At 72.5% G+C, this 11,682-nt stretch carries 11 protein-coding genes; 7 read left to right on the forward strand and 4 right to left on the reverse strand.

All coding sequences use genetic code 11. The features are described 5' to 3' along the window. Positions 1-104: 104 nt before the first annotated feature. Positions 105-524, forward strand: coding sequence for a hypothetical protein (locus ASC77_RS06705; RefSeq protein WP_056150317.1), 420 nt, complete (start codon positions 105-107; stop codon positions 522-524). Between the two features lie 102 nt (positions 525-626). Beyond that, a complete protein-coding gene (locus ASC77_RS06710; protein WP_235547521.1) occupies positions 627-1,022 on the forward strand; it encodes an SHOCT domain-containing protein in 396 nt (131 codons plus the stop codon). 78 nt (positions 1,023-1,100) lie between these two features. Here ASC77_RS06710 and ASC77_RS06715 read toward each other — a convergent pair whose 3' ends face one another. After that, a complete protein-coding gene (locus tag ASC77_RS06715; RefSeq protein WP_056150318.1) occupies positions 1,101-1,406 on the reverse strand; it encodes an SHOCT domain-containing protein in 306 nt (101 codons plus the stop codon). 12 nt (positions 1,407-1,418) lie between these two features. Beyond that, positions 1,419-1,859, reverse strand: a complete 441-nt coding sequence (locus ASC77_RS06720; RefSeq protein ID WP_056150320.1) for a DUF6325 family protein — start codon at positions 1,857-1,859, stop codon at positions 1,419-1,421. A gap of 118 nt (positions 1,860-1,977) precedes the next feature. On the opposite strand from ASC77_RS06720, the gene ASC77_RS06725 reads away from it, so the two are divergent. Genes ASC77_RS06725 through ASC77_RS06740 form a run of 4 tightly spaced genes read left to right on the forward strand, consistent with a single transcriptional unit; the run spans position 1,978 to position 6,437 of the window. Continuing rightward, the gene (locus ASC77_RS06725) at positions 1,978-4,698 is read left to right on the forward strand and encodes a cation-translocating P-type ATPase (RefSeq protein ID WP_056150464.1); all 2,721 of its coding nucleotides are present in this window, start codon (positions 1,978-1,980) and stop codon (positions 4,696-4,698) included. After that, entirely contained in the window at positions 4,695-5,459 is a 765-nt protein-coding gene (locus ASC77_RS06730) for a hypothetical protein (protein ID WP_056150321.1), read from the forward strand. Before ASC77_RS06725 ends, ASC77_RS06730 begins: the two co-directional genes overlap by 4 nt. A 2-nt stretch (positions 5,460-5,461) precedes the next feature. Beyond that, on the forward strand, positions 5,462-5,950 hold the full coding sequence (locus tag ASC77_RS06735; protein WP_056150323.1) for a DUF1269 domain-containing protein: 489 nt from the start codon (positions 5,462-5,464) through the stop codon (positions 5,948-5,950). Further along, complete coding sequence (locus ASC77_RS06740; protein WP_056150324.1) at positions 5,943-6,437, forward strand: hypothetical protein; 495 nt, start codon at positions 5,943-5,945, stop codon at positions 6,435-6,437. The genes ASC77_RS06735 and ASC77_RS06740 overlap by 8 nt, the downstream gene beginning before the upstream one ends. A gap of 102 nt (positions 6,438-6,539) precedes the next feature. On the opposite strand, the gene ASC77_RS06745 is transcribed toward ASC77_RS06740, so the two are convergent. After that, entirely contained in the window at positions 6,540-8,165 is a 1,626-nt protein-coding gene (locus ASC77_RS06745; protein WP_056150326.1) for an MFS transporter, read from the reverse strand. Positions 8,166-8,303: 138 nt separating this feature from the next. On the opposite strand from ASC77_RS06745, the gene ASC77_RS06750 reads away from it, so the two are divergent. Continuing rightward, complete coding sequence (locus ASC77_RS06750; RefSeq protein WP_157560344.1) at positions 8,304-8,912, forward strand: hypothetical protein; 609 nt, start codon at positions 8,304-8,306, stop codon at positions 8,910-8,912. On the opposite strand, the gene ASC77_RS06755 is transcribed toward ASC77_RS06750, so the two are convergent. After that, positions 8,885-11,566: a LuxR C-terminal-related transcriptional regulator gene (locus tag ASC77_RS06755; protein WP_156390964.1), complete on the reverse strand. Its 2,682-nt coding sequence runs from the start codon at positions 11,564-11,566 to the stop codon at positions 8,885-8,887. The genes ASC77_RS06750 and ASC77_RS06755 overlap by 28 nt on opposite strands. Positions 11,567-11,682: the final 116 nt, after the last annotated feature.

Consider the following 11,682-nt stretch of genomic DNA (forward strand, 5'->3'; position numbering starts at 1 on the left):
ATTCCAGAAAGGTGAGCCTTGCCTTCGCCCACCCCGCCGAGGGTGGTGCGGGGCCACCCACCTCCGGCCGACGATCGGGGCACCGGCCACGAGGAGGCGCCCGCATGAGCCCTGAATCCCGCAACGACATCGACTACTCCACGCGCGGGATGGCCGCCGACTTCACGGCGACGTTCGCGGGCGTCCTGCTGGTCATCACCGGCGGGTTCGACGTGCTCCAGGGCCTGTCGGCGATCGCCAACGACGACCTGTACGCCGCGGGCAGCGAGTACCTCTACAAGCTGGACATGACGGCGTGGGGCACGGTCCACCTCATCATCGGGATCGTCAGCATCGTCGTCGGCGTCGGCATCACCACGCGCGCGTCGTGGGCCCCGGTCTGCGGCATGGTCATCGCCGGCCTGGCGATGCTGACGAACTTCGCGTTCCTGCCGCTCTACCCCTTCTGGGCGATCGTCATCATCGCCTTCAACGGCCTGGTGATCTGGGCGCTCAGCGTGCAGCTGCGCAACTACCAGCGCTGACCGTTCCACCCCGGCGCGGGTGGTGCCCGCCCACCCGGGGGCTGCCCACGATGAGCGAGCGACCGTCACTCCGGCGGCGCGCACTCTCGCAGGAGGTTCACCGTGGTCACCGTCTTGGAGTACAGCCCTGGCGACGTCTTCCTCAGCATGCTCTGGTTCTTCCTCTTCTTCATCTGGATCTGGCTGCTGATCAGCGTCTTCGGGGACATCTTCCGCAGCGACGACCTGGGCGGGTGGGGCAAGGCCCTGTGGACGATCTTCGTGATCCTCCTGCCGTACCTCGGCGTCTTCGTCTACCTGATCGCGCGCGGCCACAAGATGGGCGAGCACGCGGTGCGCGACGCCACCCGGCAGGAGCAGCAGATGCGCTCCTACGTCCAGAGCGTGGCCGGGTCGTCGAGCACGGCCGGAGAGATCCAGCACCTCGCCGAGCTGCGGGACGCCGGCACGATCAGCGACGCGGAGTTCCAGCAGGCGAAGGCCAAGCTGCTCGCCTGACGGCGTACGACGGGAACGGCCCCCTCGCTCGAGGCGAGGGGGCCGTTCCTCTCCGTGCGACGGGTCGAGGACGGCGTCCTAGAGCCCGGCCAGCGCCTTGGCCTTCTGCGCCTCGAACTCCGCGTCGGTGAGGATCCCCTGGTCGCGGAGCGCGCCCAGCTTCTGGAGCGTCTCGATCAGGTCGTCCGAGTCGGGCGCCGCCGGCGCCGCCGGCGGCGGGGCGGCGTACTGCTGCGGCGGCGGTGCGTACTGCTGCTCCTGGTAGGCCTGCGCGTCGGCCTGCTGCTGCCAGCGCCCGGCCTGGCGCCGCGACACCCGGTTCGACACCGCGGTCGCGGTGCCGGCGACGACGGCCGTGCGGGCCATTCCACCAATCAGTCCCATGTCCGTTTCCTCTCAGGCTTCCGTTGACTCGAGGGCGTCCAGCGCGGCGACGACGTCGTCGGCCGGGATCCGGCCGCTGGCGATCACCTCGGCGCCGACGTTGCGCATCGCCGTGACGAACGGGCCGGCCCAGGTGTTCTCGTAGAGCAGCACGGCGACCGCGTTGCCCGGCTGCACCAGGGACGCGCTCTGCGCGATGTCGTCCTCGTCGAGCAGCCCCGACCGGGCCCCCTCGAAGACGGCGAGGTCGAGCACGCCGTCCCCGTCGAGGTCGGTGAGCGCCACCACGGCGAAGCTGCCGTCCTCGGCGACGGTGGCCACGACGAGGTCGAGGATCCGGATGATCCCGCGCTCCGTGAGGTCGACGAGCGCGGCCAGCCCCTCCCCTTCCATCCTCGCTCCGGGGATCTCCACGGCGAGGTAGTCGATCGGTCCTACGTCCAGCTGGGTCATCCGGGTTCCTCCTAGGTCGAGTGCTCCTGCGAGGCACCGTCACACGCGGGTGGGTGGTTGGGCCCCACCCCGCGGCGGGTGAAGCGGGACCACCCGCGTGGTGGCGACGATCGGGTCCATGACGAACGCCGCGCTCGCCCCGGCACCGCAGGGCGCCGACCCGGTCTCGGCCACGGCCGACGAGGTCGCCGCGAGCCTCGGCGTGGACGTCACCCGCGGTCTGAGCGCCGCGGAGGCGGCCGCCCGGCTGGCCACCCTCGGCCCGAACGCGCTCGCGGGGGGCAAGCGGGAGCCTGCCTGGCGGGCGTTCCTGCGCCAGTACGAGGACTTCATGCAGCTGGTGCTGCTCGCCGCCGCGCTCGTCAACCAGCTGGTCACCCAGGACACGGGCACGACCGTCGTGCTCGCCGGGCTGACCGTCTTCAACGCGGTCATCGGCCTGCGGCAGGAGGCCAAGGCGGAGGAGAGCGTGCAGGCGCTCTCGCAGATGATGAAGACGATCGCGCGCGTACGCCGGGACGGGCTGGCCGTCGAGATCGATGCCGCCGACCTGGTGCCGGGCGACGTCGTGCTGGTCGAGGCCGGCAACCGGGTGCCCGCCGACGGCCGGGTCACCCTCGCGGCCACGCTCGAGATCGAGGAGGCCGCCCTCACCGGGGAGAGCCTGCCGGTGGGCAAGACGGCCGACCCCGTGGTCGGGACGGACGTCCCCCTCGGCGACCGGATCTGCATGGCGTACATGAACACCTCGGTCACCCGGGGCCGCGGCGAGATGATCGTGACCTCGACCGGCATGGACACCGAGATCGGCCACATCGCCGACATGCTCGCGAACACCGAGACCAGCAAGACGCCGCTCCAGCGCCAGCTGGACTCGCTGTCGAAGATCATCGCGTCGATCGCTGCCGTCGCGCTCGTCCTCGTCGTGCTCCTCGGCCTCGCCCAGGGGCAGTCCTTCGACACCCTCTTCATCACCGGCGTCGCGCTCGCCGTCGCCGCGATCCCGACCGGCCTGCCGGCGGTCGTCACGGCGCTGCTCTCGATGGGCACCCGGGAGATCGCGCGCCGCAACGCGATCGTGAAGCGGCTGCCGGCGGTCGAGACGCTCGGGTCGACCTCGGCGATCTGCTCGGACAAGACCGGCACGCTGACGCTCAACAAGATGACCGCCCGCGAGATCGTGATCCCCGGTCAGAACCGCTTCACGGTCACCGGCGAGGGCTACAGCACCGCCGGCGAGATCCGGCACGTCGGCGGGGACCGGCACGACCTCGACCCCTACCTGCTGCCGATGGTGCTCTGCGCGGACGCCGTGCTCGACGGCGAGAGCCTGATCGGCGACCCCACCGAGGGCGCCCTGATGGCGCTCGGCGCCAAGGGCGGGCTCGACATCGCCGAGACCCGGGCCGCGCTCCCCCGGGTGGCCGAGGTGCCGTTCGACTCCGACTACAAGTTCATGGCGACCTTCCACGACATGACCGGCGCCGACGGCCGCCCGGTGGTGCGCTGCTACGTCAAGGGCGCCCCCGACGTGCTGATCGCCCGCAGCACGACGTACCGCCACCCCGACGGCACCGTGGTCGCGATCACCGACGACAACCGCCGGCTCGCGCTGGAGGCCAACGACCAGATCGCGAACGCCGGCGAGCGGGTGATGGTGGTCGCCCAGCGCGACTTCGAGCCCGGCAGCCTGCCGGCCGGCGCCGACCTGATCGGGGTGGTCCAGGAGCTGACGCTGCTCGCGATGGTCGGCATCGTCGACCCGCCGCGGCCGGAGGCCCGCGTCGCCATCGCCGAGTGCCACGAGGCCGGCATCCGGGTCCGGATGATCACGGGCGACCACGCCACCACGGCCGCCGCCATCGCCGGCGAGCTGGGCATCGAGGGCCGGGCGGTGACCGGCACGGAGTTCGCCGCGATGAGCGACGAGCAGCTCAGCGCCGAGATCGACGAGATCGGCGTGATCGCCCGGGTCGCACCCGAGGACAAGGTGCGCCTGGTCCGGATCCTCAAGGAGAAGAACAACGTCGTCGCGATGACCGGCGACGGCGTCAACGACGCACCCGCGCTGAAGACCGCCGACATCGGCGTGGCGATGGGCATCACCGGCACCGAGGTCTCCAAGGAGGCCGCGGTGATGATCCTGACCGACGACAACTTCGCGACCATCGTCGGCGCGGTCTCCTACGGTCGCGCGCTCTACGACAACCTGCTGAAGTACCTGCGCTTCCAGATGTCGACGCTGGTGGCCTACATCGCGATCTTCGTCGGCGCCGGCGTCCTCGGCATCGCCGCCGGCGCGCCGCTCAACCCGCTGCAGATCCTCTGGCTCAACATGGTCGTCGACATCCCGCTGGCCCTCGCGCTCGGCTTCGACCAGCCGGCCCGCGGCCTGATGTCGCGAGCACCCCGGCCCCTCGGCGCGCCCGTGCTCTCCCGCAACAACTGGATCCGGCTCTGCGTGCAGGGCGCCGTGATGACGGTCGGCGCGCTGGCGGCGTACCAGATCGGGGACCACCAGGGCGACGCGATCCTGGCCGCGACCATGCTGCTGACGACCCTGTCCCTCTTCCACCTCGTCGGCGCGCTGCTCAGCCGCGACCAGACCGGCACGATCTTCGACCGCGACTCGCTGCCCGGCGTGGTCCAGCTGCGCCGGTACGCGCTCGCGCTGCTCGCGATCATCGCCATCACCGCCCTCGACTTCCTGGAGCGGATCTTCGACACGACCGGCCTCGACCTCGGGCAGTGGTCCACCTGCCTCGGCCTCGCGGCCTCGCTGCTCGTGGTCGAGGAGGCCGTCAAGCTCGGCATCCGGAAGCGAGGAGCCACCGCATGAGCACCCTCCCTGCGTACACCTCCGACCAGCTGGCCGGGATCCTGGCGCTGCTGCCGGGCGTCGACGCCGTCGAGCTCAAGCTGACCGTCTCCGACCAGGACCGCCCCGGGGTCATCGGCGCCCTGGGCATCGACCCGCTCGACGCCCAGGTCCGCCAGGTCGCGTTCATCGACACCCCCGACCTGCGGCTGTCCGCGGCCGGCCTGGTGGTCCGGGCCCGGCGTACGCAACGCAAGTCCGGCGACGCGACCGTCAAGCTGCGGCCGATGCTGCCGGAGGACGTCCCCGAGGGGCTGCGTGAGCTGCCCGGGTTCAAGGTCGAGGTCGACGCGTCCCCGGCGGGCTACGTGTGCTCGTGCTCCCTGACGGCCGAGGTGTCCGACCGCAAGGTGAAGAAGCTGTACGACGGCGGGCGATCCGTCGCGGACGTGCTCGCCGAGCCCCAGCTCGCGCTGCTGACGGCACGCCTGCCCGAGGACGTGACGGTCGGGGACCTCCGCGTGCTCGGCCCCGTGCACCTGCTCAAGTGCAAGTTCCAGCCGGGCGGACTCCCCCGGCCGATGGTCGCCGAGCTCTGGTTCCTGCCGGACGGCTCCCGGCTGCTGGAGCTCTCGACCAAGGCGGCTCCGGCAGAGGCCTTCCAGGCCGCTGCCGAGACTAAGATCTTCCTGGCCGGTCACGGCGTCGACCTCGCCGCCCCCCAGGAGGCGAAGACCCGGACCGCGCTGGCCGCACTCACGGCCGCGCTCGACAAGGAGTGACGATGACGACGTTCACGGTGTGGAAGTTCGACGACCCCGACGGCGCGCTGCAGGCCGAGTCCTCGCTGCAGGCCGCTGCGTCCGACGGCCTGGTCACGATCGTCGACCACGCCGTCATGGTGTGGGAGCACGACGCCGACAAGCCCGAGCTCCACCACAAGCACGACGGCCCGAAGCGCGGCGCCGCCTGGGGCGCCCTGTGGGGCATCCTCGGCGGAGCGCTCTTCGCGATCCCGGTGGCGGGGATCGTGCTCGGCGCCGGTATCGGCGCGCTCGCCAAGGCCACCGCCGGCACCGGGATCACCAAGGAGGACCTGGAGCGGATCCGGACCGAGGTCACCCCAGGAACCTCGGCGCTGTTCCTGGTCACCGAGGACGCGGACATGGACCGCCTCGGCGAGCGCTTCCACGGGCGCGACAGCCGGCTGATCAGCACCAACCTCACCGAGGCCGAGCGCGAGACGCTGCTCGAGACGTTCGGCGGTGGCTGAGCCCGGCCGCCGCGACCTGCTGGGCCTGGTTCGTGGCGGGGAGGGCGCCATCACGGGCACCGTGGTCTGTTCCGCCGCGATCGCCTACAGCGCCGGTTCCAAGGAGTCGATCGCCCAGCTCGGTGCGGTCATCCTCGGCACGGTCGCCGTCTACTGGATCGCGCACCTGCACGCCGTCACCATCGGAAGCTCACTGACCCATCACCACCACCCGCTCCAGGCGCTCCGGCACGCGCTCGTCGAGACCGCGCCGATCGCAGGCGCCTCCATCGTCCCGCTCGGGGTCCTGCTGGTGTCCTACCTGCTGGGCGCCGACCTGAAGACCGCCGCCTGGGTCGCACTGATCGCCTCGATCGCGCTGCTGACGACCTACAGCTACCTGGCCGGCGTCCGCGGCGGCCTGGACACCTGGGGCCGGATCGGCAGCGCCGTCGCCGGCCTGTGCCTCGGCCTCCTGGTCGTCGCCCTCAAGGTCGGCCTCCACTAGGTGCCCGCTCCGAGCCGCCGCTGGGGTAGTCCCTGACGTTTCGGCCCGGTGGTCGCGCTCCCAGAGACCATTCCGTCAGGGACTACCCCGGCGTGCCCGCGCTCAGCCGTCTGCCGTCTCGGAGCCGACGGGCTTCGTCGGGAGCAGCCGGGTCAGGAAGATGGCGATGGCCGCGATCACGGCGAGCACCGTCAGCGCGGTGCGCAGCCCGACCAGCCGCGCGTCCGCGTTCTCGTCGACGATCGCCTGGGCGGCCTGCGGACTGAGGTCGGTGTCGGCGAGCGCGGCCTCCAGGTCCGGGTCGGACACGAACGGGATGCCGCTGGCCAGCTCGACCTGCGCCTGGTCGGTGACCGAGTCGGGGATCGCGTCATTGCTCTCGACGCCGAGGAAGAAGCTCGCCGAGAGGGCGCCGATCAGCACGGAGCCGGCGAGCGCCGTACCCAGCGAGGCACCGAGGTTGGTCGCCGTGTTCTGGAGACCGCCCACCTCGCCGCTGCGCTCGTCGGGTACGGCGGACACGGTCACCGCCCCGAGCTGGGACGAGAGCGCGCCCACGCCGAGCCCGGCGAGCAGCAACGGCAGGGTCACGACCTCCGGACCGGCACCCGCCTCGAGGGCGCCGATCAGGGCGACGATGCCACCGAGCAGGGCGGCGAGCCCCCAGGTCACGACCTTGCGGGGCGAGACCTGCGGCCAGAGCCGCGGGATCCCGATCGCGGCGATCAGCAGCGTGACCGACAGAGGGAGCAGGCGGATCCCCGTGTCGAGGGCGCTCAGCCCGAGCGCCACGGAGAGGAAGAGCGGGATCGTGAAGAACAGCCCCGCCTGCAGCAGGAACTGGAAGAAGAACATGGTGAGCCCGCCGACCAGCCGGGCGTTGCGCAGCATGGCCAGGTCGATGAGCGGCTCGCGGCTGCGTTCTACCACCCGCATCTCCCACCACACGAAGACCCGCAGCACGATCAGGCCGGCCACGACCAGCCAGACGGTGGCCGAGATGCCGAGCAGCTCGGGTGCGCCAGCCTTCGCGCTGACCCAGCCCCACTCGCCCGAGCGCAGGACGCCGTACACGGCCAGGCCGAGGCCGAGCGCGGAGAGCACCGCGCCGACCAGGTCGATCCGGGCCCGTCCGCCCGGTGCGGCGTCCTGGATCCGGCGGGTCATCGCCAGGATGCCGATGACCACGACGACCTCGCCCGCGAACACCAGCCGCCACGTCCAGTACGTCGTGACCGCGCCGCCGATCAGCGGACCGGCCGCCACCGCGATGGCCCCGGCGGAGGCCACGAGGCCGTACGCGCGGGGCCGCTCCGCTGCCGCGAAGTTGGCCGCCACGAGGGCGACGATCGCCGGCATGATCAGCGCAGCGCCGAGGCCCTCGAGCACCGACCACCCGAGGATGAGCACCGTCAGGTTCGGCGACAGCGCCGTGGTGAGCGACCCGGCGCCGTAGATGACGCAGCCGATCGCGAAGGCCCGGCGGTGCCCGATCATCGTGCCGATCTTGCCGCCGGTGATCATCATGGTGGCCATCACCAGCGTGTACAGGGTGATCGCGGTCTGCACGCCGGTGATCGTCGTGCCGATGTCGGCCGCGACCTGGGCGATCGACACGTTCATCACCGAGCTGTCCAGGGTCATCAGGAACTGCCCGGACGCCAGGGTGAGCAGGATCGCGCCCGACGCGGCGGCGACCTTGGAGGGTCCAGCGGTCGTCGAGGGCATGGGCGCGCCTTCCGGGTCGGGTGTGGGTCAGCATCGCCGCGCCCCGGGTGGCTCGACCTCACCCCCTGCGGGGTGGTGTCGGGCCACCCGTACCCCTGCAACGATCCTCGCGACGCAACGACCAGGCGGGTGATGCAGATGACCCAGGACCAGCCCGACCTGGACCTGCTCGAGTACGTCCTCGTCTCCGCCGCCACGGTCGACGGCCTGGCCTCGGTCGCCGCGGCCGTGGCCGACACCGTCGCCACCGGCGCGATCCGGGTCGTCGACGCGGTGCTGCTGGTGCGTGCCGACGGCCGGACCAAGGTGGCCGTCGGCGAGCTCGCCGACCAGGCGGAGCTCGCACCGTTGGCCGCGGTCGTCGACGCCGACGGCGCGGGCGTGCAGCTGAGCCTCCACGACATCGAGCTCGCCTCCGTGACGCTGGCACCAGGCGTCGCCGCGCTCCTGCTCCTCGTCGAGGACCGGTGGGCGGGAGCCGTGTCGGCGGCCGCGCGCGCGGCCGGGGGCCAGGTCACGGCCGGTGAGCGGATCGGCCGGCGCCGGGCGGAGGCCGCCGTCGGCGGCGTGGCCCGTCGGCACCGCGCCGACCTCCTGAGCCGCAGCCCGGTGGCGGTGAAGTCGGCCCCCTCGTCCGGGCTGGTCGACCAGGCGGCCCAGGTGCGCAAGCTGGCGCGCCTGGTCGACCAGGGCCTGCTGTCGCTGGAGCAGTACGAGGTTCAACGTCGGCGGGTGCTCGACGGCTGAACCCGCCTGAGCGCGGTGAGCGACCGCGCCGTCTCCGCGGCCTCGGCGCGCGACGTGCAGCCCAGCTTGCGGTAGATGACCTTGAGGTGGAACTTCAAGGTGTTGATCGAGATGTAGAGCTCGTCGGCGATCTCGCGCAGGGTGAGCCGGCTCGGGAGCATCCGGAGCACCTCGAGCTCCCGCTCGGTCAGCTGCTCGATGGGGAACTGTTCCACCCTCTCCGGCGCCTGACCTCCGGGGACGGCCGCGCGACGCAGCCGGTCCAACCACGACGTGGGCGCCCGCCAGGCCAGTCGCTCGACCGCGTCGACGATCTCCGCACCCTCGGACGCGACCGTCTGCACGAGCCCGTGACCGGCCGCGATCCGCACCGCCTCGAGCAGGTGGCGCTCCGCCTCCTCGGGCGCTGCGTCGGCCCGGAACAGCATCAGGTCGAGCAGGACCTGGTGGCGCAGGCAGCGCGGCTCCGCCGCCTTGAGCACGTCGTACGCCGGGCCGCGCTCCTCGCTCGCGAGCAGGACCCGGGCGCTGGTGGCGGGCGACCAGAACGGGTCCACCACCTGGGCCGCCCACCCGCGGGCCTGCTCCACGTCGCCGGCGGCGAGCGCCAGCTGGGCGCCGGTGGCCGCCAGCCAGGTGCGGGCACCCGGCCCGGTGAGCTCGGTGTCGACGAGCTCGGCGGCCTGCCCGAAGAAGCGAGCGGCCGAGACCAGGTCGCCCTCGTCGATGCGCACACCCACGAGCTGCAGCCGGGCGAGCAGCACGCAGTGCGGGGTCGGCTCGAGGCAGTCCTCCGCGGCCTCGAGCAGGTGTGGCATCGCGTCCACCATGTCCCCGAGCTCACGGTGCGCGATGCCCTCGGCCGTCGTCGCCTCGGCGCGCAGGATCGACATGTTCGCGATCTCAGCGGCCTGTCGAGCTCCCGCGATCACGCGGAGTGCGTCGACCGGCCGCCCGGCCAGCGCCTCACCGAGGGCGCGGGTGCCCTGGATGGCGATCCGGCGCTCGGGCACGACGCTGAGGGCCCGGAGGACGCCGCGCGCCTCCCGTCCCGACTCGTCCCACCGCTCCGAGAACGCGACGTCGCGCGCGACCATGTTCCAGGCGAACTGCCCGAGCGGGTCGACCCACCAGGTCTCCCCCAGCTCCTGGAGCGCCGAGCGGGCGAGCGAGGCGCCGTCGGCCCAGTGCCCGTGAAGCGTGGCCGCGATGGACTGGAGCACCTCCAGCCGCGCCACGAGCGCTCCCGGCAGGTCGAGGTCGTCGCGCATCGACCGGCTCACCGTGTCGACCAGTGACGTGAACCGGCGCCGGTCCAGCAGCAGGTGCGCCCAGGCGAAGTCCAGCATCGCCTCCAGGTCCTGGGTCGCGACCTCGTCGGGGACGGCCGCGATCACCCGCTGGATGGTGCTCTCGTGGCCACCGTCGTACAGCGCCTGCGCCTGCGACGCCAGCAGCCGCAGGGCGTCGCGCGGCCGGTCGGCACGCAGCCAGTAGTCGAGCGCGGGGAGCGCCTGGCCGTGCGCCTGGTACCACCCCGCGGCCCAGCCCTGCAGCTGGCGGACCCGCTCCGGCGACCGCTCGGTCAGCACCGACAGCAGCGCCGTGCGCACGAGCCGGTGGATCTCGAAGCACCCGGCGGACTCGATCCAGGTGACGAAGAGCCCGCGGGCCTCGGCCTCGCTGAGCAGGTCGCCCGCGTCCGGTCGCTCGGCCAGGATCTGGGCGAGCCCCGGGTCGATCCGCTCCGCCACGGACGTCGCGAGGAGCACGTCGACGAGCTCGTCGCTCTCCGCGGCGAGCACCTCGTGCCACACGTAGTCGGCGAGGTAGCGACCCCCGTCACCGGGCTGCGGGAGGTAGCGCTCCCCCTGGGCCTGGGCCGACCGGGCGGACAGGGCCGCGATCTGGATGCTTGCCGCCCAGCCGCCCGCGCGGGCGGCCGTCTCCTGGGCGAGCGTGGGATCGAGGTCCGGCACCAGTCGCGCCAGCATCGCGACGGCCTCGTCGAGGGTGAAGCGGAGCTCGGCGAAGTGGACCTCGCCCAGCTGCCCGCGGGCCCGCAGGCGGTGGACGGGCAGCCGCGGCTCGTGCCGGCTCGAGACCACCACGTGCAGCCACGTCGGGAGGTGCTGCACGAAGAGCGACAGGGAGGACGCGACGGCATCGACGGCGTCGACCAGCTGGAGGTCGTCGACCACCAGGACTGCCGGCCCGACGTCGCGCTGCTCGAGGTCGTCGAGCAGCGCGCCGATCGCGTCCGGGACGCCACCGATCCGACGGAGCTGGTCCGCGGCGGACACCGCGCACCCCGGCGCGACCCCCTCGAGCGCTGCCAGCATGCCGCGCCACAGCTGGACCGGGTCGCGGTCGGACTCGTCGAGCGAGAGCCAGGCGTACGGGATCCCGGCCTCGCTCACCCAGCTGCGCAGCAGGGAGGACTTGCCGGAGCCTGCCGGCGCCACGACCAGGGTCACGGGCGCGAGCGTCTCCGGCGCGAGCAGCTGGTGCAGGCGCGGACGTGGGATCAGGTACGCCGGGTTCGCGGCGGGTCGCAGCTTGGCCGGGAAGATGGCCGACCGGGCCGCCGACGACTGGGCCGCCAGCAGCCCGAGGCCATCGGCGGCGGCCGCGTCGCGCTGGTCCTCCACCACGTCCTCCCGCCTTCACCCGAGGCGTCCAGCGTGGCACCCACACGAGCGGGTGAAATCCCCCGTAAAGGGGGAATTGTGGGAAATATACGAAGGGGCCCGCGCCGTGGCGCGGGCCC

It is taken from the genome of Nocardioides sp. Root1257 (genome assembly GCF_001425175.1).
Taxonomy (GTDB): Bacteria; Actinomycetota; Actinomycetes; order Propionibacteriales; family Nocardioidaceae; genus Nocardioides.

Excerpts from the sequence above, each read along its gene's own strand:
- ASC77_RS06705 (WP_056150317.1), top strand. The coding sequence starts at position 105 with ATGAGCCCTGAATCCCGCAACGACATCGACTACTCCACGCGCGGGATG.
- ASC77_RS06715 (WP_056150318.1), bottom strand. The coding sequence starts at position 1,406 with ATGGGACTGATTGGTGGAATGGCCCGCACGGCCGTCGTCGCCGGCACC.
- ASC77_RS06720 (WP_056150320.1), bottom strand. The coding sequence starts at position 1,859 with ATGACCCAGCTGGACGTAGGACCGATCGACTACCTCGCCGTGGAGATC.
- ASC77_RS06725 (WP_056150464.1), top strand. The coding sequence starts at position 1,978 with ATGACGAACGCCGCGCTCGCCCCGGCACCGCAGGGCGCCGACCCGGTC.
- ASC77_RS06730 (WP_056150321.1), top strand. The coding sequence starts at position 4,695 with ATGAGCACCCTCCCTGCGTACACCTCCGACCAGCTGGCCGGGATCCTG.
- ASC77_RS06735 (WP_056150323.1), top strand. The coding sequence starts at position 5,462 with ATGACGACGTTCACGGTGTGGAAGTTCGACGACCCCGACGGCGCGCTG.
- ASC77_RS06745 (WP_056150326.1), bottom strand. The coding sequence starts at position 8,165 with ATGCCCTCGACGACCGCTGGACCCTCCAAGGTCGCCGCCGCGTCGGGC.
- ASC77_RS06750 (WP_157560344.1), top strand. The coding sequence starts at position 8,304 with ATGACCCAGGACCAGCCCGACCTGGACCTGCTCGAGTACGTCCTCGTC.